Raw genomic sequence first — 26,538 nt, 5'->3', positions numbered from 1 at the left:
GCACCCGCACAGGAGGACGTCATGACGCAACACTTCGACGCGATCGTCATCGGCACCGGCCAGGCCGGCCCGCCGCTCGCCGCGCGGCTGTCGGCCGCCGGCATGAAGGTCGCGATCATCGAGCGCGGCCGCTTCGGCGGCACCTGCGTGAACACCGGCTGCATCCCGACCAAGACGCTGATCGCGAGCGCGTACGCCGCGCAGCTCGCACGGCGCGCCGGCGAATACGGCGTGTCGGTGGGCGGCCCCGTCACCGTCGACATGAAAGCCGTGAAGGCGCGCAAGGACCAGATCTCCGGCCGCTCGAACCACGGCGTCGAGCAATGGGTGCGCGGTCTCGCGAACACCACGGTGTTTCAGGGTCACGCCCGCTTCGAGCGCGCCGACGCCGTGCGCGTGGGCGACGAACTGCTCGAGGCCGGGCGCATCTTCATCAACGTCGGCGGCCGCGCGCAGGTGCCCGCGATGCCGGGCCTCGACTCGGTGCCGTACCTGACCAATTCGACGATGATGGATGTCGACTTCCTGCCCGAGCATCTGGTGATCGTCGGCGGCAGCTACGTCGGGCTCGAATTCGGCCAGATGTATCGCCGCTTCGGATCGCAGGTCACGATCGTCGAGAAAGGACCGCGGCTGATTCGCCGCGAGGACGAAGACGTGTCGCAGGCCGTGCGCGAGATTCTCGAGAACGAAGGGATCGACGTGCAGCTCGACGCGAACTGCCTGAGCGCGCGACGCGATGGCGAAGGCATCGTGGTCGGCCTCGATTGTTCGGGCGGCGGCCGCGAAGTCGCGGGCTCGCACCTGCTGCTCGCGGTCGGGCGCGTGCCGAACACCGACGATCTCGGGCTCGACCGCGCGGGCGTCGGCACCGATGCGCGCGGCTACATCGCCGTCGACGAGCAACTGCGCACGAACGTGCCGGGCATCTGGGCGCTCGGCGACTGCAACGGTCGCGGCGCGTTCACGCACACCGCGTACAACGACTACGAGATCGTCGCGGCGAACCTGCTCGACGACGATCCGCGCAAGGTGTCCGACCGCATCACGGCCTACGCGATGTACATCGACCCGCCGCTCGGCCGCATCGGCATGACGCTCGCGGAAGCGAAACAGACGGGCCGCCGGCTGCTGGTCGGCACGCGCCCGATGACGCGCGTCGGCCGTGCAGTCGAGAAAGGCGAAAGCCAGGGCTTCATGAAGGTGATCGTCGACGCGGACAGCCATGCGATCCTCGGCGCCTCGATCCTCGGCGTGACCGGCGACGAAGTCGTGCACGGCATGCTCGACGTGATGGCCGCCGGCGCGCCGTACACGACGATCAGCCGCGCGATGCATATCCATCCGACCGTGTCGGAACTCGTGCCGACGCTGCTGCAGGACCTGCATCCGGTCGAATGACGCGCGGTGCGCGGGGCTTATCAGCTTTCGAAATACCGCGGCCGGTCGATATCGGCCAGCAGCCCCGGCTGCGCGGGTACCCAGTCGAGCGATGCGCGCGTGCGCTCGCTGGTTGCCGGCGCATCCATTCCGGCAAACATCGCGAACCAGCCGAAGTGCTCGGCGGCCTCGGCCGGCGACTTCGCGACGACCGGCACGTTCAGCCGGCGGCCGATTACCTCGGCGATTGCCCGGAACGGCACGCCCGTATCGTCGACCGCGTGATAACGCGCGCCGGCCGCGCCGCGTTCGACCGCGAGCCGGTACACGCGCGCCGCGTCGAGCCGGTGCACGGCCGGCCAGCGGTTCGCGCCGTCGCCGATGAACGCCGACGCGCCCTTCTCCCGCGCAAACGCGATCAGGCGCGGCACGAACGCGTGATCGCCGTCGCCGTGCACGGACGGCGGCAGGCGCACGACCGACGCATGCACGCCGCGCGCCTCCAGCGCGACCGCGGTCGCTTCGGACGCACGCGGATAGGTCGCCGACACCGGCACGTGCGGATCGTCCTCGGTCGCCGCGCGGCCGGGCGCGACGAGCGCGAGCCCCGACGTGACGACCAGCGGCCGCGTCGAGCCCGCGAGCACCGCGCCGATCGTCTCGATCGCGCGGCGATCGAGTTCGCAGTTCTGTGCGAAGCGCGAGAAGTCGTGATTGAATCCCGTGTGGATCACCGCGTCGGCGCGTTCGGCGCCGCGCGTCAGGCTGTCGAGATCCTCGAGCGACCCGCGATGCACGTCGGCGCCCGCGGCCGCCACCGCCGCGGCCGCCGCATCGGACCGCGCGAGGCCGAGCACCGAATGCCCGGCGGCAACCAGTTCGGCGACGACGGCCGAGCCGACGAACCCCGACGCTCCAGTAACAAAGACACGCATGTTCAGCACCTCCGGATGGAATGGAGGCTTACTATCTGTCGAACGCCGCACACGGTGAAGTCGTGACGGTTTACCGGTAAACGAACTAACAGGATATGGCTGACGCCCCCGACAACCTGCTCGGCGCGTACCTGCGGGACCGCCGCGAGAAACTAGACCCGGCCGCGCTCGGGCTGCCGGCCACGCGCCGCCGCACGCCGGGGCTGCGGCGCGAGGAAGTCGCGCAGCGCGCGCACGTGAGCGCCGCGTGGTACACGTGGCTCGAACAGGGGCGCGGCGGCGCGGCGGCGCGCCGTCGGCCGACGTGCTCGACCGGCTCGCCCGCGCGCTGATGCTGAACGAAGCCGAACGCGAGCACCTGTTCCTGATCGGCGTCGGCCATCCGCCCGAAGTGCGTTATCACGCGCCGGCCAGCATGACGCCGCGCCTGCAGCACGTGCTCGATTCGCTCGACGCGAGCCCCGCGATCGTGCGCTCGGCGACGTGGGACGTCGTCGCGTGGAACGACGCGGCGGCCGCGACGCTGACCGACTACGCGACGCTGCCGCCCGCCGCGCGCAACATCCTGCGGCTGATCTTCGTCGACGCGGGCGTACGCCACGCCCAGCCGAACTGGGAGCGCGTCGCGCGGTTCGCGGTCGGCGCGTTTCGCGCGGACGTCGCGCGCAGCGGTGCGACGCAGGCCGTGCAGGTGTTCGTCGACGAGATGCGCGCGACGAGCGCCGAATTCGACGCGATGTGGCGCGACCACGATATCCATACGCACGACGAAAGCACGAAGGAGATCCGCCACCCGCAGGCCGGCCGGATCGCGCTCGAATATTCGGCGTTCTCGGTGACCGGCCGCCCCGACCTGAGTCTCGTGATCTTCACGCCGGCGACGCCGGCCGACCGCGCGCGCATCCGGGCACTCGTCGAGGCCCGCGAACGGGCGCGCGCGTTGCCGGTGTCCGCGGCATGACGGCAAGCAGCAAGCAGCCGCCTCCTCTTCAGTCCGCGTCGAATCACCGCGATCCGCACTGATTCCCGGACGAATATTTGATTTTCTCCTCCCGCGGATCGCACCGGATGCCGCTCGACGTTCGATCACGAAAACGACGCGACATGCACGGACGCACGCGCGACGCGCGGCTTCAACGCGCGCCGCCGGCCTCTTCCAGCATCCATGCCGCGAACGCCCGTACCGGCCCCTCGCTCAATTCGAGCGGCTCCGGCAGCACGAGACAGAAGGTCTTGGTCACCGCCTGCCCGTCGGGCCAGGGCGCGACCAGGCGGCCCTGCTCGAGCTCCGCCGCGATGTAAAGGCGCGGCACCAAGGCCACCCCCAGGCCGGCCAGCGCCGCCTCGATCAGCATCGAATGGAGATCGTACCGCGGGCCGATCGCCGAATTGCTCAGCGCGATGCCGGACGCTTCCGCATACGTCTGCCAGGCATCGGGATTCTGCCGCCGGTGAAGGCGCGGCAGCGCATCCAGCGACGCGCGCTTTCCCGCGCCCTTCAGGAGCGCCGGGCTGCAGACCGGTACCAGCACTTCCTCCAGCAGAGGATGCAGATGCATGCCGGCCCATGCCGGATGCGCGAAATGAATGGCGGCGTCGAAACCGCTGCCCGCGAGCAGGAACGGGTCCATCCGCTCGGCGATATGCACGGTGATGTTCGGGTGCCGCTCCTGAAACCGCTTCAGCCGGGGAATCAGCCAGCGCGTGGCGAAGGTCGGGATCGCGGCGACATCGATACTCGCGCCCTCGACGGGCTGCCCCATCAGATACAGGCTGTCCCGTTCCAGCCGGTCCAGGATCTCGCGCACCTGCGCCGCGTATCGCGTGCCGTTCGGCGCCAGCTTCACCCGGTTTCCCACGCGCTCGAACAACGTCACGCCCAGAAACGCCTCCAGCCGGCCGATCTGGCGGCTGATCGCGCCTTCGGTGCGGGCCAGCTCGTCGGCCGCGCGGGCGAAGCTCCCGTGCCGGGCCGCCGCCTCGAAAGCCAGGAGCGCGGAATTGCTGGGAATCTTGCGTCGCATGGGGATCTCGCCGATGGGAGGGATTCGATGCCAGCTTGAGCAAACATCACTGAAGGCTGATTTTTTGTCGTTATTTACCGCGCAAACATCAGCTTAGCATTACGTCACCGCACTGAACACCGCGTGTTCACCGCACGATACCCCCTCCGTGACGAAGGACGATCCGATGATCTACACCGTGGAATGCAGCTTCGCCGATCGCGACAGCGAAGCCGAATGGAACGACTTTTACAGCCTCGAAAAGCTGCCGGCCCTCATCTCGGTGACGGGGTTTCACTCGTCGCAGCGCTTCAAGGCGATCGGCGACGGTTGCCCCGTCTACCTGGCCGTCCACACGATCGACGGTCTCGACGTGCTGACCGGGGACGAATATCGCCGGAAAGGCGGCGGCAATTTCGCGCGATGGCAGCAGCACATCACCGACTGGCACCGCAATCTGTACAGCGATATCGGTGTCGCACCCGCCGTCGCCGCCGACGAGCTGCTCGTGCTGGGCGAGCGCGGCCCCGAGCCGCTGATCCGCATGGGACTGGCGCCGCTGGCCATGCAGGCCGTCGCGCTGGAGCAGTGTCCGGCGCGCCGCTGGCTCGCCGTCGTGCCGCGGCGCGACGCCGCGCCGGCCGGGTACGCCGCGGCCGGCCTTCATCTTTACGCACCGATCACCGCGCAGCTGACCCACGCAGGCGAACCATGCCGAACGTGACGCTCCATATTCAGGCGGAACGCCTGCCGTCCGACGATGACCTCGCCGCGCTGTCCAGCGACTGCGTCGCGCTTTGCACGGATGTTCTCCACGCGAAACTCGAAAACGTTCACGTGATCTTCATCGCGGTTCGGCACGGATACGGGCATCCCGCATACGCGGAAATCCAGTATCGCGTCGACGCGTTTCGCCAACCCGCGATCATGAACCGGTTCATGGAAGCGCTCGATCACGCGATCGTTCGCCGTACCGGCCTGTCGGCGCGCATCCGCTGTTTCGGCCATGCCGCACCGAATATTCATGCACGAAACTAGCTTGCCTGGAGCAGCCTTGTGTCCACCGTTACCTTTCCCTTTCAACAAGTCGGCGACTTCACGGTCACGGCGATCAGCGACGGCTACCTGACCGCCAGCCTCGATTTCCTGTCGAATATCGACACGGCCGAGGCGTCCCGGATGCAGCGCGACGCCGGGCAGCAGGAACCGTCCGCCATTCACATCAACTGCTACGTGATACGCGGCGCGGGCCGCACGATCCTCGTCGACGCCGGGGCCGGCGGCATCCGGCAATGGGGCGGTCGCCTGATTCCCAACCTGTTGCTGGCCGGCATCGACCCGGCCGTGATCGACACGATCCTGCTCACGCACGCGCATCCCGACCATGTCGGCGGACTGATGAATGCCGCCGGCCACGTGACCTTCCCGCAGGCGGAGCTGGTTGTACATCGGCGCGAAGTCGGCTTCTGGCAGGACGACGCCAATCTGAGCCGTGCCAGCGAGCGGGCCCGCGGCAACTTCCTGATCGCGCGTCAGGTATTCGACGGCTATCGCGACAGGCTGCGTATGTTCGATGAAGGCGAAGTGCTGCCCGGCATCCGCGCGATGCCGCTACCGGGGCATACGGACGGGCACACGGGATACGTCGTCGAATCCGGCGATCGGGGCCTGCTCGTGTGGGGGGATATCGTGCATTTCCCGCACATCCAGATCAGGCGGCCCGACGTGTCGATCGCCTTCGATCAGGACGCGACCGAGGCCGCCACCACACGATCGCGGCTGCTGGACCGGGTCAGCGCGGAGGGGTTGCTGATCGCCGGCATGCATTTGGGAGAAGCGGGGTTCGCACGCGTCACGCGAACGAAAGAGGGATACGGCCTGCTTGACGAGACCGATGCGTGAGATCACGAACGGAGACGGTCACATCCGGCGCGCGGATCCGCGGTCATGACGCCCGCCGCGATCCGCGCGTGGCGCGGTGCCGCGCCATTCGGCGCGCGGCCGTACACTAAGCCGCGCGTTGCAACAGATCCGCCGCGAACGACTGCGCATGCGCGACGGCTTCCTGCGGGTCGCCGAACACGCCGAGCTGATCCCAGTGCTCTTCGGCCGCGAATGTGCCCTTCACCGCGAGCGCGCGCTGGACGCTCAATTGCGCCGCATACGTGCCGTCGTCCAGCGGCCGGGCCGTCGCGACGACCTTGTGCGGCGGGCTCGCCCGCTCAGGCTGAACCAGCTCGGCGTGGCCCACCACCGTGCCGATATCCATCAACTCGTTCCTGGCCTTGCAGTCCGGGCAGTAGAAACACCACCCCGCGTCCTCCTGACGGGCCTTGACCTGCCCGCGCGCCAGCACGGCACGACATTCAACGTTTTCGCAGATGAACGGCATCGCAGCGTCTCCGAAGTTGTTTGACGGAAATCCTAGCATGTCCGTCGGCGGTCAACCATCGGCATGTTTGCCGCGCCGCTCGGGCACGCGCCAGCGTCTTTCGCGTTGCCGCGCCGCGCGTCGGCGGCGTGTTGAACCGGCGCGCGTACTCGCGCCTGGACCGGGACGGTTTTCGTACCCGACACCGAATCCCGCCGCCGCATCGTCGGAGAATCGCTCGCCGAGCATGGCCGCATCGACGTCGTCGTCAACAACGCGGGCCCGATGCCGCTCGCGATACACTGTCCGCCCGACCACCGAAGCGAGAAACTTCCGATGTTGATCCGCGTTGCGACACTGGCCGATGCAGCCGCGCTTGCCGACCTGAAGCGCGAGACGTTTCGCGAAACCTTTCTGCAGGACGGTTTCGGCATCGATTATCCGCCGGACGACCTTGCCGCGTACGAGGCGCGCAGCTACTCGGTCGAAACGATCAGCGCGCAACTCGTCGACCCGCAATGCCGCACGTGGGTGGCCGAAAACGACGACGGCACGCTGGTCGGCTACGCACATGCGGGGCCGTGCAAACTCCCGCATCCGGAAGTCGCGGACGGTTCGGGCGAGATACATCAAATCTACCTTCGCCGCGGTATCCAGGGCACCGGCGCCGGACGCGCGCTGTTCGACGCCGCGCTGCACTATCTCGCCGAGACGCGGCCCGGCCCGGTATGGCTGGGCGTGTGGTCCGGCAACGCGAAGGCCATCGCGTTCTACGAGAAGGCGGGTTTCCGGCAAGTCGGCACGTACCATTTCCAGGTCGGTGAATCGACCGACCTCGAATACATCTACCGCCGCTGACCTGCGCCCTCGCATGACAACCGCGCCCCGCCCGCAAACGGCGGGGCGCTTCGCGTTTCGCGCAAACGTTTCGTCGCACCTTGCCGGCCGCGCGGCCATCGATGGCGCTGTCAACGACGTATTTCCCTCGTTTCGGGCCGAACGGCACGATTTGAGGGTTCTCGGTAAAATACGCCTCTCCGCGTTTCCGAGTTTCCGCGCTGTCATGCATCGAATTGGATTCTTCATTTGCCGTGGCTACGATGCACTCGACCTTGGCGGCCCGTTGTCGGCCTTCAATCAGGTGGCCACGGCGGCCGGCCATACGCCGTACGACCTTCATGTGATCTCGCCATCGGGCGGCCCGATTCCCGGCAATACGGGCCTTGCGATCGACACGAAACCGATCGGCAGGCGCACGTTCGACACCGTCGTGTTCGTGGGCGGCGACATCGCGCCGATGCAGACATCGGACAATATCGCCGCCGCCAGAAAACTGGCCGCCAGGACACCGCGGGTCGCCAGCGTGTGCACGGGCGCGTTTCTGCTCGCGGAAACCGGCTCGCTGGACGGCTTGAGGGCCGCGACGCACTGGCGATACGCCGCGCTGATGCAGTCGCGCTTCCCTCGCATCAAGGTCGACGGCGACAGCATCTATGTCGTGGACGGCCGCGTCTGGACGTCGGCGGGCATCGCCTCCGGCATCGACCTGGCGCTCGGCATCATTGAAAAGGACATGGGTGCGGAGATTGCACGCGCGGTCTCCAGGCTGCTGGTCGTTCCGTATCGACGACCCGGCGGGCAATCCCAGTTCTCCGCGATGTCGCAGATGGAACCGGAATCGGATCGCATCCGCATCGCACTGAATTTCGCGCGGGAACATCTGGCGGAAGCATTGCCTGTCGAACGGCTGGCCGAGGCCGCGCGATTGAGCTTGCGGCAGTTCGGCCGCGCCTTTCGCCGGGAAACCGGCGAAACGCCCGCGAAGGCGGTCGAGCGCTTGCGCGTCGAAGCCGCGCGGCTGCGCCTGCAGGGAGGCAGCGAACCGATCGAACAGATTGCGCTGGCGGTGGGATTCACCGATCCCGAACGGATGCGGCGAGCCTTCATCAAACTGCATGGGCACCCGCCGCAAGCGATTCGACGCGAGAGCCGGTCGAACGCAGCACGCTGATCGACCGCCTGGCCGCTCAGCGCGCTACGGGTTCGACGTCACTTCAACCGGCTGGTGGCGCATCGGTACGCGACGCGCCCTGTCGCCGGACCTTCAATGGCCGTCGGTCTTGACGGGCGCGTAATCGCTCCACATGTCGCGATGCAGCTTCCACGCGCCGCCCTGCTTCAGAAAGACGAGCGTCTGCTTCGCGCGGATCTTGAGCTTGCCGTCGTGGTCGCGCACCTCCGCATCCGACACTTCCGTCACGGCCCGATCGCTACCGTAAAACTCGTAGTTGCTGAACGAGACGGTGCCGGGTTTCGATCCGGCATACCCGTTCAAGAAATATTCGACGATCGCGCGGCGCCCCGTGACCTTGTCGCCGCCGGGCGGCAGGAGCGCGCCGTCGTCGGTATAGAGGCGGCCGATCGCTTCATAGTCCCCTCGCGCGAAGGCATCGGCCCAGCGCGCGTTTTCGGCCTTGATGGCCGCTTCGGGCAGACGTTGCGAACCGCCGGCAACAGCCGGCGCCGTGAATGCGAAAAGGGATACGCACGCTGCAAGCGCGGCTGTACAAAAACGAATTCGTTGCATCGAGTGATTTCCGGTTTGGGCTTGAATTGAAGCGGTTGCCCGATTGGGCGGTGGCGCAGCCAGCGTCGCCTGCGCCTTCATTGACGCCGGCGAATGGCATCGCAAACATGGGCCGAGGCGTTCAACGAACGCCGGGGATGCGCGCGAGCCCCCTGGATGCGCCGGGCAGTTCCTTGTCGACCATCGCGATCACTTCCGGTCGCGCGTCCCTCGGATGACCAGAATGGAACGGCGGAGCGGGATCGTATTCGATCACGAGCTGCGTGAATTCGGCGGCCCGTTGGCCGCGCAGCTTCGCGGCCACGCGCAGCGCGAAGTCGATGCCCGCCGTCACGCCGCCGCCGCTCATGAAGCGGCCGTCGTCGTCTTCGACGAAGCGCTCGGGAACGGGAATGGCGCCGTACTCGGCCAGCTTGTTGACGAACGCCCAATGACACGCGCTGCGCTTGCCGTTGAGCACGCCCGTCGCGGCAAGCACGAGCGATCCGTTGCAGACCGACGTCACGTGTTTCGCGCCTTGCGCCAGACGCCGGATCTGCGCCTGGTACGCCGGGCGCATCGGCGCGCTCAAATCGGACCCGCCGGGAACCAGAATCACGTCGGTCTTCTCGATATCGGCCAGCCGCTCGGTATTGCCGTACACGACGCCGAATTCGAGCGTCACGTTGCCGCCGTCGAGGCTCGCGTAGCGCACGTTCGTATTCGGCAGCCGGTGGAAAATCTCGCTCGGGCCCGCGAAATCGAGAAGCGTCCCTCCGTCGTAATTGACGATCAGGATATTGAGCGGCTCGTTCTGCGCGAGTACGCCGTCGCCACCGGCCTGCGCGAGCGCGGGCGTGGCGTGTCCGAACAACGCCCCGCCGCCCAGCGCGGCGCCGAGCGCGGCGGCGCCACCCAGCCTGAGCGCATCGCGGCGCGAACGGCCGGCACGCGTGAGTTGATTGACGGACGCCTCGTTATCGCTACTGTCGGTCAAGATGATTTCTCCTTGCACTGCGGCCCCCTGCGAGCGCACCCAGGACGGGCCGGATTGAACAACCGCCACGACGCAAGACGTGGCGGGCGTGAGATCGGGTGGTGAATGCGCCGCGATGACGTGTCGGGCTCCGGCATCGCGCGCCGCGGCCTTAAAGCTGCGACGCACCGCCATCGACGACCAGTTCGGTGCCGACGACGTAGGACGATTCGTCGCTGGCCAGATAGAGCGCCGCGTAGGCGATGTCCTCGGCCTTGCCCATGCGGCCGACCGGAATCGCTTCGGCGAACTCGGCCTTGCGGTCGCGCACCCATTCGTCGGGCATGCCCCATTTGGAGAGCAGCGGCGTGTCGATCGCACCGGGCGCGATCGCGTTGAAGCGGATCTTCCGGTCGAGAAACTCGTAGGACCAGCTGCGGGCAAGCGAGCGCACGGCGGCCTTCGCGGCCGCGGTCAACGAGATGCCATGCTTGCCGGTCTGCGCGACGAACGAAGTATTGAGGATGACGGACGATCCTTCCCGCAAGTGCGGCAGCACCGCCTGAAGCGTGAACACCACGCCCTTGACGTTGATGTCCATGATCTGGTCGTAGAGCGTGTCGTCGATGTCGTTGACCGCGGACGGAAACGCCCAGCCGGCATTGGCGAACACGATATCCAGGCCGCCGAACCTTTCCTTGACGTCGGCGGCGATCGCCCGCATGTCGTCGAGCGAACGGACGTCGCCCTTGAGGACGATCGCCTGCTCGCCGAGCTCGGCCTTCACGCGTTCAAACACGCTATCGTCGCGGCCGGTCACCGCCACGCGGGCGCCTTGCGCAACGAACAGCTTCGCGGTGGCGAGACCGATGCCGCTGGTTCCGCCCGTGATCAACGCCGTCTTGTTCTTGAGCCTCATCTTCCGTTCCTTTTCATGTCGTGATTGATCGGGCCGAAAGCGCGAAACGCGTTCGCGTTCGTGCGCGGTTCCCGGCTTGACCTTCCACTGCAGTATGGAACGCGACGCCAATGGCGCAAAGGTCGTATAACCCTCGAAAAACGCCACTCGATCGGAACGGGCGACGGATCGGGATTTTTCATTTCCGGCGCCTCGGTTGCGCTACGATGCGCTTCATCCTCGACTCAGCGGAAAGACATGAGCACTCGATCCCTCAACGCACGCGCCGTGGTCATTGCCCTTTTCACGATCGCCGGCGCCCCGCTCGCCGCCGGCGCAACGCCGCCCCGGGAAGTCGGCGCGCCGAGCTACGACACCTACAAGTCGTGGTTGGTCGCCTGCGACAACGGCCTGACCTGCGAGGCGAAGAGTTTCGCGAGCGGCGGCGAAACCGGTGCGGACTTGCGCTTCATTCGCGCGGCCGGACCGAACGGCGCGCTCGAAGCGCGGGTGAGCGTGGCCACCGACACCCGTGACGATCTCGGCGATCTGCGGATTGACGGCGCGCCGCTGCGGCTGGACGAGTCGGCCTGGCACATCAAGGTCGACCACACCAACAACATCGCAACCCTGTCGACCACACGGCCGGCCGCCGTCGCCGCGTTCGTCTCCCGGCTTCGCAACGGCGCGAAGCTCGCGCTCGGATCGGATGCCAGCACCTACATTCCGCTCGACGGCATGGTCGCCGCCCTCTTGCGCATCGATGATCGGCAGGGGCGCGCCGGCGGCGCGACCGCATTGATCCGCAAAGGCGCGGCGCTCGCGTCGCAGGTCCCGCCCGCGCCGCCGCTGCCGGTCGTGCCGGCGCGGAAGATCGCCGCGCAGCTGTCCGCGCAGGAGGAAAAGAGCTTGATCGCGCGCACGAAACGTGTCCGGGATGCCAGCAGGTGCGAAGAGAATGCGTCGAAGTATCTCGAAGAGGCGGCGTATGCGCTCGACGCCAAAACGGCGCTGGTTTTTCTTCCCTGCATTCAAGGCGCGTACCAGGGATCGTCGGACGTGTTCATCGCCCCGCGCACCGGTGGCGGCGCGCCGGAGCCCGTCAAGCTGAGCGATGCCGAGGGCGGCGTGTCGGACGCCTTGCTGTTCGAACCGAACTTCGATCCCGCTACCGGCACCCTGTCGACTTTCGGCAAAGGACGCGGGCTGACCGATTGCGGGTTTCGGGCCGAATGGATCTGGGATGGCCAGGCCTTTCGCATGTCGTCCGCGGCCCGGCAGGAGACGTGCGGCGGTGTCGCGCCCGGCGACTGGCCCACGCTCTATCGGTCGCGAAGGAAGTAACGCCACGCTCGCCCGCGACGACGCGCGGCCGCCGACCATCGTCGTGCATACGTCGGCCGCGTTCGCGGAACACGTCACGCGATAGACAGGCATGTTCATCGGCATCATGCGCGGCCGGAACAGGTCGACGAGGACAATCGTCGACGAACCCGTACAGCGTCACCGTCGACTGCGCGTGCGCGGCACCGGCCCGCTGGACAACACACGCTTTGATCGGACGTGAATGGCGCGCGTCGGCAAGCCGACGAAACGGCGACGCGCGACGTGCGTTAGACGGTTTTCCCCGACAGCCCGTGCATCGGCCGCCGCAACGCGGCGTCGAACGGATTGGTACGCGGGCCGATCGCGTCGGCCTGGCGCCGCAGCAGTTCGACGACCATCGGCATGCGGTCGTCGCCGAGGCGCGACGCGAGCGTGCCGACGCTCAACGCGCCGACCGGATAACCGGTGCGATCGAGGATCGGCACCGCGACGCCAGCCATCCCGTCGAGCACGCCGCTGTTGCGGCCCGCGTAGCCGAGTTGCCGCACGCGTTCGATCTCGGTGCGCAGGTACACCTCGTCGAGCACGCCGTAGCCGCGAATGCGCGGCACGTTGAAGCGGATCACTTCCTCGCGTTCGGCTTCGGGCAGGAACGCGAGGATCGCGAGGCTGCCCTGCCCGACGCCGAGCGCGATGCGTCCGCCGATGTCGCCGGTAAACGAGCGGATCGGAAACGGCCCTTCGCACAGGTCGAGACACACGGCGTCGAAGCCGCTCTTCACGAGCAGGAAGATGGTCTCGCCGAGGCTCGCGCACAGCCTCAGCAGCGCGGGACGGCACAGCGTGCGCATGCTGCTCGGGTTGCCGGCCTGCGCGGCGAGCGCGAAGAAGTCGACGCTCAGCCGGTACAGCTTCGACTGCTCGTCCTGTTCGACCATCCCTTCGGCGATCAGCGATTGCAGGATCCGGTGCGCGGTGCCCTGCGTGAGCCCGACGGCCTTCGCCAGATGCGTGACGCGCACGCCATCCTGCTGCATGCCGGCCAGCGCGCGCAGGATCGCGAACGCGCGCTGCAGCATGCCGGTGCCCGGCGCGCCGGCCGCATCGGCGGTGTCCACGTCCGGGCGCGGCGCGCGTGCGGCCGGCGACGTTCCGGTCGAATGGGGTTCCTGCATGCCGGCTCTCCTCGATGATTTCACTGAACGGAATACGGTAGCCGTCATTGTCGTCCCGCCGAAATTCCACGGGCATCCGGGTGTGCACGGGATTGACGCGCGCGTTTCGTGGCTCGGCCACACGTCACCCAACGGAACGATTCGCACGCGATTTCGCCATCCGTTCCACTCATCGGAATTTTTCCGAAATTCCTCCCGTTCAGCAGAATTCGAAATTGACGCGCCGAAATATGGCTGGCTAGAGTCCGCGACATCGGTACACCGGCCACGCGGTGTGCGAACCCGGAGCTTCCCATGTCGTTTCTCACGCTTACGGACCTGACGAAAACCTTCGGCGAACTCACCGCCGTCGCCGACGTCAACCTGTCGGTCGAACAAGGCGAGTTCGTGTCGCTGCTCGGCCCGTCCGGCTGCGGCAAGACCACCACGCTGCAGATGATCGCGGGCTTCGTCGACGTCACGCGCGGCCGCATCGCACTCGACGGGCAGGACATCACGCACCTGAAGCCGAACCGGCGCGGGCTCGGCATCGTGTTCCAGAGTTATGCGCTGTTTCCGCACATGAGCGTCGCGGAGAACGTCGGCTTCGGCCTCGACATGCGCGGCGTCGACAAGGCCGAGCGCGCCGAACGCATCCGTGCGGCGCTCGCGCTCGTGCGTCTCGACACGCTCGCGCACCGCTTCCCGCGCGAGCTGTCGGGCGGCCAGCGGCAACGCGTCGCGATCGCGCGCGCGGTCGTGATCGAGCCGCCGGTGCTGCTGCTCGACGAACCGATGTCGAACCTCGACGCGAAGCTGCGCGAGGACATGCAGTTCGAGCTGCGCGCGATCCAGCGCAAGATCGGCACGACGACGATCATGGTCACGCACGATCAGTCGGAAGCGCTGTCGATCAGCGATCGCGTGGTCGTGATGGAATCCGGCCGCATCACGCAGACCGATACGCCGTACCGCGCGTACGAGCGCCCGGAAAACCGCTTCGTGTCGCAGTTCATCGGCAAGGCGAACCTGCTGCCCGGCACGATCGTCGCGCACGACGGCGACGCCATGCGCATCGACCTCGGGCACGACCTCGCCGAGACGGGCCGCACCGCGCACCTGCCGCCGCGCGAGCGCGACATGCGCGTCGGCGATGCGGTGTCGGTCTGCATCCGTCCCGAGAAGCTGCGGCTGTGCGCGCCCGATGCGGGCCGCTTCGCCGCGACCGTCACGAGCCGCTTCTTCCTCGGCAGCCAGTGGCTGTACCGCGTCGACAGCGCGCTCGGCGAAGTGCTCGTGTGCTGCCAGAACGAAGGCGCGGAGCCGCTTTCGGAAGGCGCGCCGGTCGGGATCGACTGGCACAGCGACGCGGTGCGCGTGATGCGCCGGGAGGCCTGAATGGGACAGCCTGTCCGCCCGCTCCCGACCGACGGCGCGCCGTCCGCGCTCGCGGCCGCGGTTTCCGCCGACGCCGTACCGGCACGCGCCGCCGCCGCGCACGCGATGCGCGCGACCTGGCGCGCACATGCGCCGCTGTGGCTGATGTGCGCGCCCGCGTTCGTGCTGTTCGCCGCGCTCGTGCTCGTGCCGCTCGCGATGACGTTCGTACTGACCTTCTACCGCTTCGACCCGGCCACCGGCCCGATCGCCGCGCTCCAGTTCGGCAACTACGCGGACGTGCTCGGCTCGTCGTACTTCCACACGATCTTCGCGCGCACGTTCGGCATCGCCGCGCTGACGACCGCGATCTGCGTCGCGATCGGCACGCCGGAAGCATACGTGCTGTCGAAAATGCGCGACCCGTGGCGCTCGCTGTTCCTGCTCGCGATCCTCGCGCCGCTGCTGGTGTCGGTGGTCGTGCGCGCGTTCGGCTGGAGCATGCTGCTGAACACGAGCGGGCTCGTGAACCAGGCGCTCGGGCTCGCCGGCCTCGGGCCGTACAAGCTCGAATACACGACCTTCGCGATCGTGATCGCGCTGGTGCACGTGATGCTGCCGTTCATGGTGATTCCCGTATGGACCGCGCTGCAGCGGCTCGATCCGCAGACCGAGCACGCGGCGCTGTCGCTCGGCGCATCGCCGTTCACGACGCTGCGCCGCATCGTGCTGCCGCAACTGATGCCGGGCGTGCTGTCGGGCAGCCTGATGGTGTTCGGGCTGTCGGCGAGCGCGTTCGCGATCCCCGGCCTGCTCGGCGGACGCCGGCTGAAGGTCGCGGCCACGGCCGTCTACGACGAATTCCTCGGCTCGCTGAACTGGCCGCTCGGCGCGACGATCGCGGTGCTGCTGCTGGTGGCGAACCTCGTCGTGATGCTCACCTACTACCGCGCGCTCGAACGCCGCTACGCGCGCAGCCTCGGAGGCGCATCGCGATGAGAAAGAACGGCCCCGTTGCCCTCGCCTTCCACACGCTCGTGATCCTGTTCGTGCTCGCGCCGCTCGTGATCGTCGTGCTCGTCGCGTTCACGCCCGACGAAACGCTGACGCTGCCGACCCGCGGGCTGTCGCTGCGCTGGTTCCGCGCGATCCTCGACTATCCCGACTTCGTCACCGCGTTCCTCAACAGCGTGAAGCTCGCGTTCGCGTCGGCCACGCTGTCGCTCGCGATCGCGCTGCCGGCGGGCCTCGCCATCGGCCGCGCGGCGTTTCCCGGCCGCGCGTTCCTGAACGGGCTGCTGCTGTCGCCGCTCGTGATTCCCGGTCTCGTGCTCGGCATCGCGCTGCTGCGTTTCTTCGCGTTGATCGGCGCGACCGGCTCGTTCGCCTGGCTCGTGCTCGCGCACATGATCGTCATCACGCCGTTCGTGATGCGGCTCGTGCTCGCGTCCGTCGCGGGCCTCGACCGCAGCATCGAGCAGGCCGCGTGCTCGCTCGGCGCGGACCCGTGGACGACCTTCCGGCGCATCACGCTGCCGATGATCGTGCCCGGCATCACGGGCGGCTGGCTGCTCGCGTTCATCAACAGCTTCGACGAACTGACGATGTCGATCTTCGTCACGTCGCCGCAGACGGTCACGCTGCCCGTGCGCATGTACATGTACGCGACCGAATCGATCGACCCGATGATGGCGTCGGTGTCGGCGCTCGTCATCTTCATCACCGCCGGCGCGATGCTGCTGCTCGATCGCGTGTACGGCCTGAACCGCATCCTGATCGGCCAACACTGATGACGACTTCCGTTTCCCGTTCCACCGACGGCGCACAGTTCGTTCGCATCGCCGAACGCGAGCGCGCCGCCGTCGCGTTCACGCTCGACGGCCGCCCCGCGCAGGCGCTCGCCGGCGATACCGTGCTCACCGCGATCCTCGTCGCGCAGCGCCGCGTGCGCGTGAGCGAATTCAGCGGCCAGCCGCGCGCGGGCTTCTGCCTGATCGGCGCGTGCCAGGACTGCTGGGTGCGCACCGAAGCCGGCGCGCGCGTGCGCGCATGCTCGACGCCGATCGCCGACGGCATGCGGATTGTCACGGCCGCCGGGCCCGCGAGTGGAGACGCATCGTGAGCGCCGGGCTGCAACCGGTGATCGTCGGCGCCGGGCCGGCCGGCGTGCGCGCGGCCGAAGCGCTGGTCGACGCGGGGCTGCGCCCCGTCGTGATCGACGAAAACGCGCGCTGGGGCGGGCAGATCTACCGGCAACCGCCGGCCGGCGGCGCATTCACGCGCGGCAAGCGCGCGCTGTACGGTTTCGAGGCGACCAAGGCCGACGCCGCGCACCGGACGATGGCCGCGCTGCTGCCGCAGGTCGACTACCGGCCGAATACGCTCGCGTGGTCGTGCGGCGCGGGCCGCGTCGACACGCTGCAGGACGGCCGCGAAGTGACGGTGCCGTACTCGCACCTGATCGTCGCGAGCGGCGCGACCGACCGCCTGCTGCCCGTGCCGGGCTGGACGCTCGCGGGCGTGTATACGCTCGGCGGCGCACAGGTGGCGCTGAAGGCGCAGGGCTGCGCGATCGGCCGGCGCATCGTGTTCGCGGGCACGGGCCCGCTGCTTTACCTCGTCGCCTATCAGTATGCGAAGGCCGGCGCGCAGGTCGCGGCCGTGCTCGACACGAGCCCGCTGCGCCGTCAGGCCGCCGCCGCGCCCGCGCTGCTGCGCGTGCCGTCGACCTTCGCGAAGGGGCTCTATTACATCGGCTGGCTGCGCGCGCGGGGCGTCGCGATCGAAACGGGCGTCACGCTCGAGCGCGTGCTCGGCGACCGGCATGTGACGGGACTGGCGTGGCGCGCCGCCGGTGACGGCGACGGCGTCCCGCCGCGCCGGCTCGACTGCGACGCGCTCGGCCTCGGCTTCGGCCTGCGGTCCGAAACGCAGCTCGCCGATCTCGCCGGCTGCCGGTTCGGGTTCGACCCACTCAATCGTGCGTGGCTGCCCGAGCGCGACGCGGCCGGCCGCACGTCGGTGCGCGGCCTGTACGTCGCCGGCGACGGCGCGGGCATCGCGGGTGCCGACGCGGCCGAAGCATCGGGCCGGCGAGCGGCGCTCGCGTTGCTCGACGACGCCGGCATCGCGTCGCCGTCGTTATCCGGCAAACCCGACGCGGCAACGCTCGAACGCACGCTCGCACGCATCGGCGCATTCCGCGCGGGCCTCGACACGGCGTTCGCGCCGCCGGTCGAGCTGGCCGCGCACTGCCCCGACGACACGATCGTGTGCCGCTGCGAGGAGATCGACGCCGGCACGCTGCGGCGCTGCGTCCGCGACGGCGCGGCGACCGAGCTGAACCGGCTGAAGGCGCTGACGCGCGTCGGCATGGGCCGCTGCCAGGGCCGCATGTGCGGCGACGCCGCCGCGCTCGTGCTGGCCGCCGCAACCGCGCGCCCGCTCGCCGACGTCGGTCGGTTGCGTGCGCAACCGCCCGTGAAGCCGTTCCCGATCTCGGCCGCGCTCACGGGCGACGATGTCGCGGCGATTCCCGACGAGGCGCGCGATGAGTGAGCGCCCGCATTACGACGTCGCGATCGTCGGCGGCGGCCTCGTCGGCGCGTCGGCCGCCCTCGCGCTGACGCGCCGCGGCTTGCGCACCGGGCTGTTCGAACGGCGCGATTGCGGCGCGCAGGCGAGCGGCGTGAACTACGGCGGCGTGCGCTGCCAGGGCCGGCCGGCCGAGCAACTGCCGCTCGCGCTGCGTGCGCGGCGCATCTGGGACCGCCTGCCCGAACTGATCGGCATCGACGGCGAATTCGTCGTGTCGGGCCATCTGCGGCTCGCGCGCAGCGACGCCGATCTCGACGCGCTCGACGCGTACGCCGCGCTCGCCGGCGAACACGGCTTGCCGCTGCAGGTGATGCGCGGCGACGCATTCCGCCGCCGCTACCCGTGGCTCGGCCGCGCGGCGCTCGGCGGCTCGCTGTGCGAAACCGACGGCCATGCGAACCCGCGCCTCGTGTCGCCCGCGTTCGCGCGCGCGGCCCGCGCGGCGGGCGCGGACGTGTTCGAGCACACGCCCGTCGACGACGTGCACCACGACGGCGCGCGCTTTCACTTTCAGGCCGGCGGCCGCGCATGCACCGCGACGTGGCTGATCAACTCGGCCGGCGCGTGGGCGAACACGATCGCCGAACGCTTCGGCGAAGCCGTGCCGATGGAGCCGATCTACCCGAACATGTGGGTGACCGAACCGCTGCCGCCGTTCATCACGCACAACCTCGGCGTATACGGCGGCGGCGTGTACGCGCGGCAGGTCGCGCGCGGCAACTGCGTGATCGGTGGCGGACGCGGCCGCGGCGACGGCGAATTCGGCCAGCCGTCGGTCGATACGACGCGCGCCGTGATGCGCGACGCGTGCGCGCTGCTGCCCGCGCTGCGCGATGCGCTGCTGATCCGCACCTGGAGCGGCGTTGAAGGCTGCACGCCCGACCACAACCCGATCATCGGCGCGAGCCGCACGACGCCGCGCCTGCTGCATGCGTTCGGCTTTTCCGGCGGCGGCTTCCTGCTCGCGCCGGGCGTCGGCGACGTGCTCGCCGACCTCGTCACGACCGGCGAAACCGCCACGCCACTCGATGCATTCTCGATCGGCCGCTTCGCACCGCAAACCGCGCCGACCGCCCCTTTCCGTCAAGAGGAGACCCACAAATGAAACTGCTCGGAACGATCGCGGCGGCCGCCGCCCTCTGCCTCGCGGGCGCCGGCGCGCCCGCGTTCGCGCAAACGAAGACGATCTACGTCGGCATGAACGGCGGGCCGATGGAGAAGGCCTATACGAGCCAGGTGCTGCCCGACTTCGAGAAAGCGAACAACGTAAAGGTGGTCGTCGTGCCCGGCACGTCGTCGGACGTGCTCGCGAAGTTGCTCGCGAACCGCAACAAGCCGCAGATCCACGTCGCGTTCCTCGACGACGGCGTGATGGCGCGCGCGGTCAGCCTCGGCGTGTGCCAGAAGCTCGACGATTCGCCGGTGCTGAAGGAGCTGTATCCGTTCGCGCGGATGAAGGACGACGTCGGCGCGGGCGTGCAGCTCGGGATGACCGGCATCGCGTACAACCGGAAACTGTTCACGGAGAAAGGCTGGGCGCCTCCGACGTCGTGGCTGGACTTCGCCGACCCGAAATACAAGGGCAAGGTCGTGTTCCAGTCGGCGTCGAGCAGCACGTTCGGGCTGCACGGCTTCCTCGCGATCAACCGGCTGCTGGGCGGCAACGAGCAGAATGTCGAGCCCGGCTTCAGCAAGTGGGCGAGCACGGTCGGGCCGAACGTCGTCGAGTACATCCCGAACTCGGCGAAGATCTCCGAGATGGTGCAGACCGGCGAAGCCGGCTTGTTCCCGCTCACGCCGACCGGCGTCGGCGATCTGCAGGACAAGGGCATTCCCGTCGCGTACGCGAACCCGAAGGAAGGCCCCGTGTTGCTGCTCGTCGACCTGTGCGTGGTCGCGAACAACCCCGATCCGCAGCTCGCGCAGAAGCTCGCGCAGTTCCTGCTGTCCGCGCCCGCGCAGACGAAGGCGGCCGAGGCCGGCAAGCAGATCCCGACCAACCGCCTCGCGAAGATGCCTGCCGCGATGCAGCAGAGCCTCGGCAACGTCGACGATCTCGTGCGCAAGGTGACGGTGGTCGACTGGGCCGCGATCAACGCGCGCCGCGCGCAGTGGGATACGCGCTGGAACCGGCAGATCGAGCGGTAACCGGCCGCGGCGCGCGGCGGCACGGGACCGCGCGCCGCGACCATCATTTGCGGGAGTGATGACACTCCCCTTTTTCTGCGGATTTGACCGGGACGCGGCGGGCCGACAACACTAGCCCGCAGTGCTGCACGAGACGGCACGCGCCCGCCCCCTTCAGAGTCCGCCATGTACCCGACCGACACCGTGCAATCCCCGAGCGCCGCCCGGCCGCTCGCCGACCGGCAGCTGCGCCGGATCGTCATCGCCTCCGTCGCCGGCAACGCGATGGAGTGGTATGACTTCTTCGTGTACGGCACGGCTGCCGCGCTCGTGTTCGGCCATGTGTTCTTTCCGCCCGGCGCATCGCCGCTCGCGGGCAGCCTCGCCGCGTTCGCGGCGTTCGCGCTCGGCTTCGTCGCGCGCCCGCTCGGCGGGATCGTGTTCGGCCACGTCGGCGATCGTTACGGGCGCAAGGCGTCGCTCGTGTGGACGCTGCTGATCATGGGCGCGTCGACCTTCGCGATCGGCCTGCTGCCGACCTATGCGCAGATCGGGTTGTGGGCGCCGGCCGCGCTCGTCGTGCTGCGCCTGCTGCAGGGCATCGCGTCCGGCGGCGAATGGGGCGGCGGTGTACTGATGATCAGCGAGAACGCGCCGCCGGAGCAGCGCGGCTACTACGCGGCGTGGAGCCAGCTCGGCGTGGGCGGCGGCTTCGTCCTGTCGTCGGCCGCGTTCCTGGCCGCGCAGACGCTGCCGGACGACCTGTTCCGCACCTGGGGCTGGCGGCTGCCGTTCCTCGCGAGCATCGTCATCTTCGCGATCGGCATCTATATCCGCCGCCACCTGCCGGAAAGCCGCGACTTCGAGCAGGCCGGCCAGCGCGGCGCGCGCACGCACCTGCCGATCGTCGAGTGCATCCGCCGCCATCCGAAGGAAATCCTGCTCGCGATGGGGCTGCGCGTGGCCGAGAACGGCGGTGCGTACATCTTTCTCGCGTTCTCGCTCGTCTACGGCAAGTACCTCGGCATCCCGAACGGCGTGATGCTGACCGGCGTGATGATCGCGATGATCGTCGAGATGGGCGCGATGCTCGCGTGGGGCCGGCTGTCCGACCGGATCGGCCGCAAGCCCGTGTACCTGATCGGCGCGCTGAGCCTCGTCGCATGCGCGTTTCCGTTCTTCTGGCTGCTCGATACGCGCGCGACGCCGCTCGTCTGGCTCGCGCTGACGGTCGGCACGGCCGTGAGCCACGGCGCGATGATCGGTACGCTGCCCGCGCTCGTCGGCGAGCTGTTCAGCACCGAGGTACGCTACTCGGGCGTCGCGCTCGGGCATGAGGTCGCGTCGATCTTCGCGGGCGGGATGTCGCCGCTGATCGCCACCGCGCTGCTCGCGCGCTATCACGCGTCGTGGCCCGTGTCGCTGTTCCTCGTCGCGCTCGGCCTCGTGACCGTCGCGACCCTGTGCGTGATGCGCGAGACGCGCACCCCGCACGCCGACGGCTCACGCGGCGACGCCGCATGATCGCGCGACGGTCAGCGCCCGGCGTCGCGCCGCGCGCCGTCGAACGCCGGCGCGAGCCCCAGGTGCTCGAGCAGCCGCGCGAATTCGCCGAGCCGCTGCCGCATGTACGCGGGGACGTCGACGTCCGCATAGTCGTGGAAACCCGCGCCGGTACGCACGCCGTCGCGCCCGGCTTCCATGTTGCGCACGACGCTCGCGGCCGGGGCGAAGCGCGGGCCGATCTCGCCGGCCAGATACCGCGACGCGTAGTACAGAATGTCGCAGCCGCCCCAGTCGATGAATTCGAGCAGCCCGAGCACCGCGAAGCGTGGCCCGAAGCCGGTGCGGATCGCCGTGTCGATATCCTCCGCGCTGGCGACGCCCTCCTCGACCATCCGCGCGGCCTCGTTCATCGCGAGCGCCTGGATGCGTGGCACGATATAGCCGGGCGCCGGCCCGCAGATCACCGGCTTCTTGCCGACGCGCCCGAGCAGCGCGGCAAGCATGTCGACGACGGACGGGTCCGTCGCGTCGCTGCGGCTGATCTCGACGAGCGGCATCAGCAGCGCGGGATTGAGCCAGTGCGCGTTCAGCATCCGCGCGGGATGCGTGACATGGCGTTGCAGTTCCGTGACGACGAACGTCGATGTGGTCGACGCGATCGTTGCCCGCGCATCGACGTGCTCGCCGAGCCAGCGCAGCGCGTCGGCTTTCGCGTCCAGCACCTCGGGCAGCGCCTCGAACACGACATCGGCGTCACGCACCGCGTCCGCCGCGCCGTCGTGCGAGACGAGCGCGATGCGCGCGACGACCGCTGCGGCCTGCGCGGCATCGATGCCGCCGAGCGCGACCTGCGCGTGCAGCGGCCTGGCGATCCCGTCGCGCGTGCGCTCGCCGAACGCGCGCCAGCCGGCCGCATCGCGCCGCTTGAAGTCGATCAGCGTCACGTCGAGGCCCGCGTACGCGAACACGAGCGCGATCCCCTGCCCCATGCGCCCCGCGCCGAGCACGTGGATGCGCGTCACATCGGCGGCCGCCTTCATGCCGCGTACCCGTTGCCGAGCAGCGCGCGCAGCGCGTCGTTCGACAGCGCGGCCAGCCCGAGCCGCTCCAGCGTGCGGCCTTCCGCGTACAGGTCGCGCTCCGCGACCGCGCTCGCGATGCTCAGCAGCCCCTGCGCGACCGGCGTCGGCACGCCGGCCCGGCGCCCGCACGACACGACGAACGACAGCCCGAGCCGGGTATCCTCGAGCATGTAGCGATGCGTGCGCAGATCGATCTTCTCGCGCCAGTCGCCGCTCTCGGTCAGCTTGCCGTGCGCGCCGCGCCCGTACATCCACTCGTCCCCTTCGGCCGCGTAGTGATCCGCGAGCGGGAAATGCGGCGCGCGGTAACCGAGCGCTTCGCGCACCGCGATGCGCTCGGCGTCGAGCGCGTTCGTCACGCGGCGGATCGACGGCTGCGTGCCCTCGTTGTGGATGTCCCACGCGTCGAAGTGCTCGAGCGGCCCGGCGTTCATCAGGATCAACGGCGGATGGATCACCGGGCCTGCGTTCATCAGCGCGCCGGACAACGCATCCTCGACCGGCTCGACCGACGCATAGCCCGCGCGCAGCACGTCGAACGCCCAGCCGGCCGCGCTCGCCGGCAACACGCCGGTCGGCAGGCGCGTCGCATAGGCGCTGATCACCACCTCGTTGTCGCCATGCTTGCGCACGAGATACGGCAGCGTGCCCGTTTCGGCGAACGCGACGCGCGAACGGTTGCCGGCATCGGCCGCCGCGCGCGCGAACACGAAGCTGCCGAACGTGCCCGGCGGCAGGAACACGACCTGACCGTCCGCCAGCAGCGGCGCGACCTGCGCGGCGAGTGCATCGTGCGACGTGGACGGCAGCGGCACCACGACGAGCCGCGCGCCGCGCAGTGCGGCCGCGAGATCGTCGGTCAGGCGGATCGCGCCGGGCGCATCGCCGAGCGTCACCGCGCGCTTGCCGCGATAGTCGGTCACGTTCAGCACGCCAAGCTCGCGCAGCCGCGCGTGCGGCTCCCGGTCGCGCCGCCACCACGTCACGTCGTGGCCCTTCTCGAGCAGGTCGATGGCCGCCGCATGGCAGCCGTGGCCGCCGCCCAGAACACATACCTTCATTGCCGTCTCCCGGTGATTGAGTGTTTCCGAGACTACGCGGCGGCCCGCGCCGCGTCGCTTCAAAACGCGCAACGACACGCCCGTTCGCGCAACGCAATCGCGGCGCTGCGCATCCCGCCGCGCCCCGGCATCCGCCACGAGGTCTACGAATGGACATCGCCCTTTCCCGCCATGCGCCGAACCGGCTGGGCACGCTGCAGGCGCCCGACGACGTCGAACGCGCGGTCGCGCACCGGCTCGGGCCGCACCGGATGGCCGCGTGCGGCCGCGATCCGTTTCATGCGGAGCTGTACGAAGTGCCGCTGCACCACGGCGCGCTGCTTGAACTCTGCTACGGCCGCGAAACGCACATCGAGTTCGGCGACGACGCCGATCATTTCCTGTTCAGGCTGACGCTCGCCGGCGCGTGCGAGCTGCGGGCCGGCAATGTCGTTGCGCGCGCGGGCCCCGGCGAGCTGACGGTGTCGTCGCCCGCGCGCGCGAGCCGCCTGCGCACGAGCCCCGATTGCCGCAATCTCGTGCTGCGCCTCGAGCGCGGCGCGCTCGAACGCAAGCTGCAGGACATGCTGCAGACGACACTCACGCGGCCGCTGCAGTTCGCGCTCGCGAGCGGCGACACGGGCGCCGCGCTCGTCTTGCCCACCTTCGAATACCTGTGCCGGCTGGGCGCCCGGCCGGGCATCGGCACCGCGTCGCCCGTATTCGGCGCGGACCTCACCGCGTGGCTGATGTCGCTGCTGCTCACGCACCTGCCGCATGCGTACAGCGACGCGCTCGCGCACCGTACGCCGCCGCTGCCGGCATACGTGCGCCGCGCGTGCGACCACGTCGATGCGCATCTCGGCGAGCCGCTCGCGCTCGCCGCGCTGGCGGCCGTCGCGGGCGTCGCCCCGCGCACGCTGCAGCACGCGTTCCGCGCGTTCCTGGACACCACCCCCGCCGCGTACGTGCGCGAACGCCGGCTCACGGCCGTACACGCGGCGCTGCAACGCGGCGACGCGCGCAGCGTGACCGACGTGCTGATCGCGCACGGCGTCCACGGTTTCGGCCATTTCGCGAAGGCCTATGCGCGGCGTTACGGCCATGCGCCTTCCGTTACCGCGAGGCAGACACGATGATGCACGCCGCAACCGGCCGCCCGCTGACGCCGGCCCGCCCCGAACCTTCATCGCACGACGCCGACTCGCCCGACGGCTTGCGCGTGCAGGATCTCGATCTCAACCTGTTGAAGACGTTTCGCGCGGTCTACGAGGAGCGGCACGTGGGCCGCGCGGCGCTACGGCTCGGCGTCACGCAGCCGTCGGTCAGCCATGCGCTCGGCCGGCTGCGGCTGATGTTCCGCGACGCGCTGTTCGTGCGCACCGGCACCGGCGTCGAACCGACGCCGCGCGCGCAGCGGCTCGCGATCTCGGTCGACAAGGCGCTCGCGATCCTGCAGGACGTGCTCGACGAAGGGTCGCGTTTCACGCCCGACAGCACGCAGCGCGTGTTCCGCCTGCATATGAGCGATTTCGCGGCGAGCGCGTTCCTGCCGACGCTGCTCGCCGCGTTCGACCGCCGCGCGCCGGGCGCGGTGATCGAGACGCTGCACGTCGACGAATGCCAGCTCAACGTCGCGCTCGAATCGGGGCGCATCGACTTCGCACTCGGGCATTTCGCCGACGCCTCGAGCCACTTCCAGCGCACCGCGCTGCTGCACGAGCGCTGCGTGCTGCTGATGCCGCGCCGCACCGCGCGGCGCGCCGGGCTGCCCGACGATTTCGTGCTCGACGGCGCCGCGCCCGACGCGCTGCGCTTCGTCGCGGTCACGTCGCATCCGCAGTCGATGCAACTGCTCGAACGGCACGCGCTGATGCCGCGCGTGCGCGCCGCGTTGCCCGATTTCATGGTGGTGCCCGCGCTGCTGCAACACGGCGATTACGCGCTGATCCTGCCGGAGACGATCGCGATCACGTTCGCCGCGCGGCAGCCGTGCGCGCTGTACGAGATCGCGGGTGCCGGCGAATGGGCCGTCAACGCGTACTGGCACCGGCGCTTCGACGCGGACCCCGGCCATCGCTGGCTGCGCGCGCTGCTGCTCGAGCTGTTCAACATCGGCGAGCAGGCGCCGTTCGACGCATGGCTCGCGCCGCAGCCGCCCGCCTGCGCGTAGCGGCGCGAGCGGGCGCGGCGCGGGCGA

At 69.3% G+C, this 26,538-nt stretch carries 26 protein-coding genes and 1 pseudogene; 18 read left to right on the top strand and 9 right to left on the bottom strand.

The genetic code is table 11. From position 1 onward, the window contains the following. Positions 1-21: 21 nt before the first annotated feature. Positions 22-1,401, top strand: coding sequence for an FAD-containing oxidoreductase (locus tag HWX00_RS09055; RefSeq protein ID WP_175028464.1), 1,380 nt, complete (start codon positions 22-24; stop codon positions 1,399-1,401). 20 nt (positions 1,402-1,421) lie between these two features. On the opposite strand, the gene HWX00_RS09050 is transcribed toward HWX00_RS09055, so the two are convergent. Then, the gene (locus HWX00_RS09050; RefSeq protein ID WP_175028465.1) at positions 1,422-2,315 is read right to left on the bottom strand and encodes an SDR family oxidoreductase; all 894 of its coding nucleotides are present in this window, start codon (positions 2,313-2,315) and stop codon (positions 1,422-1,424) included. Positions 2,316-2,410: 95 nt separating this feature from the next. Here HWX00_RS09050 and HWX00_RS09045 point away from each other — a divergent pair. Further along, positions 2,411-3,276 (top strand): annotated as a pseudogene (locus HWX00_RS09045) (helix-turn-helix transcriptional regulator). Between the two features lie 172 nt (positions 3,277-3,448). On the opposite strand, the gene HWX00_RS09040 reads toward HWX00_RS09045, so the two are convergent. Further along, positions 3,449-4,339, bottom strand: coding sequence for a LysR substrate-binding domain-containing protein (locus tag HWX00_RS09040; RefSeq protein WP_175028466.1), 891 nt, complete (start codon positions 4,337-4,339; stop codon positions 3,449-3,451). 166 nt (positions 4,340-4,505) lie between these two features. On the opposite strand from HWX00_RS09040, the gene HWX00_RS09035 reads away from it, so the two are divergent. From HWX00_RS09035 to HWX00_RS09025, 3 genes are read left to right on the top strand one after another with little or no spacing between them, the layout of a single operon-like run. Continuing rightward, positions 4,506-5,042: a sugar ABC transporter gene (locus HWX00_RS09035; protein WP_124670879.1), complete on the top strand. Its 537-nt coding sequence runs from the start codon at positions 4,506-4,508 to the stop codon at positions 5,040-5,042. Further along, entirely contained in the window at positions 5,030-5,356 is a 327-nt protein-coding gene (locus HWX00_RS09030) for a hypothetical protein (protein ID WP_124670866.1), read from the top strand. Before HWX00_RS09035 ends, HWX00_RS09030 begins: the two co-directional genes overlap by 13 nt. A gap of 18 nt (positions 5,357-5,374) precedes the next feature. Continuing rightward, positions 5,375-6,220, top strand: coding sequence for an MBL fold metallo-hydrolase (locus tag HWX00_RS09025; RefSeq protein ID WP_175028467.1), 846 nt, complete (start codon positions 5,375-5,377; stop codon positions 6,218-6,220). A 106-nt stretch (positions 6,221-6,326) separates the two neighbouring features. On the opposite strand, the gene HWX00_RS09020 is transcribed toward HWX00_RS09025, so the two are convergent. Continuing rightward, a complete protein-coding gene (locus HWX00_RS09020; protein WP_034188287.1) occupies positions 6,327-6,710 on the bottom strand; it encodes a hypothetical protein in 384 nt (127 codons plus the stop codon). 315 nt (positions 6,711-7,025) lie between these two features. Here HWX00_RS09020 and HWX00_RS09015 point away from each other — a divergent pair, with 315 nt between their 5' ends. Next, positions 7,026-7,547 carry a GNAT family N-acetyltransferase gene (locus HWX00_RS09015; protein ID WP_069704598.1) on the top strand — a complete coding sequence of 174 codons (522 nt, stop codon included), beginning with the start codon at positions 7,026-7,028 and terminating at the stop codon, positions 7,545-7,547. Positions 7,548-7,752: 205 nt separating this feature from the next. Next, positions 7,753-8,700, top strand: a complete 948-nt coding sequence (locus HWX00_RS09010) for a GlxA family transcriptional regulator (protein WP_034188288.1) — start codon at positions 7,753-7,755, stop codon at positions 8,698-8,700. 93 nt (positions 8,701-8,793) lie between these two features. Here HWX00_RS09010 and HWX00_RS09005 read toward each other — a convergent pair whose 3' ends face one another. The 3 genes from HWX00_RS09005 to HWX00_RS08995 form a co-directional block, all read right to left on the bottom strand. Then, positions 8,794-9,276 (bottom strand): YybH family protein, encoded by a 483-nt coding sequence (locus HWX00_RS09005; protein WP_034188289.1) that lies wholly within the window; start codon positions 9,274-9,276, stop codon positions 8,794-8,796. A 121-nt stretch (positions 9,277-9,397) separates the two neighbouring features. After that, positions 9,398-10,252 carry a DJ-1/PfpI family protein gene (locus tag HWX00_RS09000; RefSeq protein ID WP_049030899.1) on the bottom strand — a complete coding sequence of 285 codons (855 nt, stop codon included), beginning with the start codon at positions 10,250-10,252 and terminating at the stop codon, positions 9,398-9,400. A 151-nt stretch (positions 10,253-10,403) separates the two neighbouring features. After that, entirely contained in the window at positions 10,404-11,150 is a 747-nt protein-coding gene (locus HWX00_RS08995; protein ID WP_034188291.1) for a glucose 1-dehydrogenase, read from the bottom strand. Between the two features lie 237 nt (positions 11,151-11,387). Between HWX00_RS08995 and HWX00_RS08990 the strand changes: the two genes are divergently transcribed. Continuing rightward, entirely contained in the window at positions 11,388-12,473 is a 1,086-nt protein-coding gene (locus HWX00_RS08990; RefSeq protein ID WP_175028468.1) for a DUF1176 domain-containing protein, read from the top strand. A 269-nt stretch (positions 12,474-12,742) separates the two neighbouring features. On the opposite strand, the gene HWX00_RS08985 is transcribed toward HWX00_RS08990, so the two are convergent. Beyond that, on the bottom strand, positions 12,743-13,630 hold the full coding sequence (locus HWX00_RS08985) for an IclR family transcriptional regulator (protein WP_034188293.1): 888 nt from the start codon (positions 13,628-13,630) through the stop codon (positions 12,743-12,745). A gap of 294 nt (positions 13,631-13,924) precedes the next feature. On the opposite strand from HWX00_RS08985, the gene HWX00_RS08980 reads away from it, so the two are divergent. The 8 genes from HWX00_RS08980 (at position 13,925) to HWX00_RS08945 (ending at position 22,234) form a co-directional block, all read left to right on the top strand. Continuing rightward, a complete protein-coding gene (locus HWX00_RS08980; RefSeq protein ID WP_175028469.1) occupies positions 13,925-15,007 on the top strand; it encodes an ABC transporter ATP-binding protein in 1,083 nt (360 codons plus the stop codon). Further along, the gene (locus HWX00_RS08975) at positions 15,008-15,985 is read left to right on the top strand and encodes an ABC transporter permease (RefSeq protein WP_175028470.1); all 978 of its coding nucleotides are present in this window, start codon (positions 15,008-15,010) and stop codon (positions 15,983-15,985) included. Further along, positions 15,982-16,776 (top strand): ABC transporter permease, encoded by a 795-nt coding sequence (locus tag HWX00_RS08970; protein ID WP_034188296.1) that lies wholly within the window; start codon positions 15,982-15,984, stop codon positions 16,774-16,776. Before HWX00_RS08975 ends, HWX00_RS08970 begins: the two co-directional genes overlap by 4 nt. Further along, the gene (locus tag HWX00_RS08965) at positions 16,776-17,108 is read left to right on the top strand and encodes a (2Fe-2S)-binding protein (RefSeq protein ID WP_059559588.1); all 333 of its coding nucleotides are present in this window, start codon (positions 16,776-16,778) and stop codon (positions 17,106-17,108) included. The genes HWX00_RS08970 and HWX00_RS08965 overlap by 1 nt, the downstream gene beginning before the upstream one ends. After that, positions 17,105-18,544: an FAD/NAD(P)-dependent oxidoreductase gene (locus HWX00_RS08960; protein WP_175028471.1), complete on the top strand. Its 1,440-nt coding sequence runs from the start codon at positions 17,105-17,107 to the stop codon at positions 18,542-18,544. Before HWX00_RS08965 ends, HWX00_RS08960 begins: the two co-directional genes overlap by 4 nt. Next, positions 18,537-19,688, top strand: a complete 1,152-nt coding sequence (locus HWX00_RS08955) for an NAD(P)/FAD-dependent oxidoreductase (protein WP_124608052.1) — start codon at positions 18,537-18,539, stop codon at positions 19,686-19,688. Before HWX00_RS08960 ends, HWX00_RS08955 begins: the two co-directional genes overlap by 8 nt. Further along, positions 19,685-20,731, top strand: a complete 1,047-nt coding sequence (locus HWX00_RS08950) for an ABC transporter substrate-binding protein (RefSeq protein ID WP_069704520.1) — start codon at positions 19,685-19,687, stop codon at positions 20,729-20,731. Before HWX00_RS08955 ends, HWX00_RS08950 begins: the two co-directional genes overlap by 4 nt. Positions 20,732-20,896: 165 nt before the next feature. Further along, complete coding sequence (locus HWX00_RS08945) at positions 20,897-22,234, top strand: MFS transporter (RefSeq protein ID WP_175028472.1); 1,338 nt, start codon at positions 20,897-20,899, stop codon at positions 22,232-22,234. An 11-nt stretch (positions 22,235-22,245) separates the two neighbouring features. Here HWX00_RS08945 and HWX00_RS08940 read toward each other — a convergent pair whose 3' ends face one another. After that, the gene (locus HWX00_RS08940; RefSeq protein WP_175028473.1) at positions 22,246-23,256 is read right to left on the bottom strand and encodes a 3-hydroxybutyryl-CoA dehydrogenase; all 1,011 of its coding nucleotides are present in this window, start codon (positions 23,254-23,256) and stop codon (positions 22,246-22,248) included. After that, positions 23,253-24,359 carry an NAD/NADP-dependent octopine/nopaline dehydrogenase family protein gene (locus HWX00_RS08935; protein ID WP_124608054.1) on the bottom strand — a complete coding sequence of 369 codons (1,107 nt, stop codon included), beginning with the start codon at positions 24,357-24,359 and terminating at the stop codon, positions 23,253-23,255. Before HWX00_RS08935 ends, HWX00_RS08940 begins: the two co-directional genes overlap by 4 nt. 149 nt (positions 24,360-24,508) lie before the next feature. On the opposite strand from HWX00_RS08935, the gene HWX00_RS08930 reads away from it, so the two are divergent. Continuing rightward, positions 24,509-25,477, top strand: a complete 969-nt coding sequence (locus HWX00_RS08930) for an AraC family transcriptional regulator (RefSeq protein WP_175028474.1) — start codon at positions 24,509-24,511, stop codon at positions 25,475-25,477. Next, the gene (locus tag HWX00_RS08925; protein WP_175028475.1) at positions 25,474-26,511 is read left to right on the top strand and encodes a LysR family transcriptional regulator; all 1,038 of its coding nucleotides are present in this window, start codon (positions 25,474-25,476) and stop codon (positions 26,509-26,511) included. Before HWX00_RS08930 ends, HWX00_RS08925 begins: the two co-directional genes overlap by 4 nt. Positions 26,512-26,538 lie beyond the last annotated feature (27 nt).

This window comes from Burkholderia seminalis DSM 23518 (genome assembly GCF_902832885.1).
In the GTDB taxonomy this organism is placed as follows: domain Bacteria; phylum Pseudomonadota; class Gammaproteobacteria; order Burkholderiales; family Burkholderiaceae; genus Burkholderia; species Burkholderia seminalis.
This window is presented reverse-complemented; position numbering and strand designations above follow the sequence as displayed.

Excerpts from the sequence above, each read along its gene's own strand:
- HWX00_RS08945 (WP_175028472.1), top strand. The coding sequence starts at position 20,897 with ATGTACCCGACCGACACCGTGCAATCCCCGAGCGCCGCCCGGCCGCTC.
- HWX00_RS08975 (WP_175028470.1), top strand. The coding sequence starts at position 15,008 with ATGGGACAGCCTGTCCGCCCGCTCCCGACCGACGGCGCGCCGTCCGCG.
- HWX00_RS08995 (WP_034188291.1), bottom strand. The coding sequence starts at position 11,150 with ATGAGGCTCAAGAACAAGACGGCGTTGATCACGGGCGGAACCAGCGGC.
- HWX00_RS09040 (WP_175028466.1), bottom strand. The coding sequence starts at position 4,339 with ATGCGACGCAAGATTCCCAGCAATTCCGCGCTCCTGGCTTTCGAGGCG.
- HWX00_RS09050 (WP_175028465.1), bottom strand. The coding sequence starts at position 2,315 with ATGCGTGTCTTTGTTACTGGAGCGTCGGGGTTCGTCGGCTCGGCCGTC.
- HWX00_RS08990 (WP_175028468.1), top strand. The coding sequence starts at position 11,388 with ATGAGCACTCGATCCCTCAACGCACGCGCCGTGGTCATTGCCCTTTTC.
- HWX00_RS08980 (WP_175028469.1), top strand. The coding sequence starts at position 13,925 with ATGTCGTTTCTCACGCTTACGGACCTGACGAAAACCTTCGGCGAACTC.
- HWX00_RS09005 (WP_034188289.1), bottom strand. The coding sequence starts at position 9,276 with ATGCAACGAATTCGTTTTTGTACAGCCGCGCTTGCAGCGTGCGTATCC.
- HWX00_RS09010 (WP_034188288.1), top strand. The coding sequence starts at position 7,753 with ATGCATCGAATTGGATTCTTCATTTGCCGTGGCTACGATGCACTCGAC.
- HWX00_RS08950 (WP_069704520.1), top strand. The coding sequence starts at position 19,685 with ATGAAACTGCTCGGAACGATCGCGGCGGCCGCCGCCCTCTGCCTCGCG.
- HWX00_RS08925 (WP_175028475.1), top strand. The coding sequence starts at position 25,474 with ATGATGCACGCCGCAACCGGCCGCCCGCTGACGCCGGCCCGCCCCGAA.
- HWX00_RS09030 (WP_124670866.1), top strand. The coding sequence starts at position 5,030 with ATGCCGAACGTGACGCTCCATATTCAGGCGGAACGCCTGCCGTCCGAC.
- HWX00_RS09055 (WP_175028464.1), top strand. The coding sequence starts at position 22 with ATGACGCAACACTTCGACGCGATCGTCATCGGCACCGGCCAGGCCGGC.
- HWX00_RS09020 (WP_034188287.1), bottom strand. The coding sequence starts at position 6,710 with ATGCCGTTCATCTGCGAAAACGTTGAATGTCGTGCCGTGCTGGCGCGC.
- HWX00_RS08970 (WP_034188296.1), top strand. The coding sequence starts at position 15,982 with ATGAGAAAGAACGGCCCCGTTGCCCTCGCCTTCCACACGCTCGTGATC.
- HWX00_RS08940 (WP_175028473.1), bottom strand. The coding sequence starts at position 23,256 with ATGAAGGCGGCCGCCGATGTGACGCGCATCCACGTGCTCGGCGCGGGG.
- HWX00_RS09035 (WP_124670879.1), top strand. The coding sequence starts at position 4,506 with ATGATCTACACCGTGGAATGCAGCTTCGCCGATCGCGACAGCGAAGCC.
- HWX00_RS08935 (WP_124608054.1), bottom strand. The coding sequence starts at position 24,359 with ATGAAGGTATGTGTTCTGGGCGGCGGCCACGGCTGCCATGCGGCGGCC.
- HWX00_RS08985 (WP_034188293.1), bottom strand. The coding sequence starts at position 13,630 with ATGCAGGAACCCCATTCGACCGGAACGTCGCCGGCCGCACGCGCGCCG.
- HWX00_RS08930 (WP_175028474.1), top strand. The coding sequence starts at position 24,509 with ATGGACATCGCCCTTTCCCGCCATGCGCCGAACCGGCTGGGCACGCTG.
- HWX00_RS08965 (WP_059559588.1), top strand. The coding sequence starts at position 16,776 with ATGACGACTTCCGTTTCCCGTTCCACCGACGGCGCACAGTTCGTTCGC.
- HWX00_RS08955 (WP_124608052.1), top strand. The coding sequence starts at position 18,537 with ATGAGTGAGCGCCCGCATTACGACGTCGCGATCGTCGGCGGCGGCCTC.
- HWX00_RS09015 (WP_069704598.1), top strand. The coding sequence starts at position 7,026 with ATGTTGATCCGCGTTGCGACACTGGCCGATGCAGCCGCGCTTGCCGAC.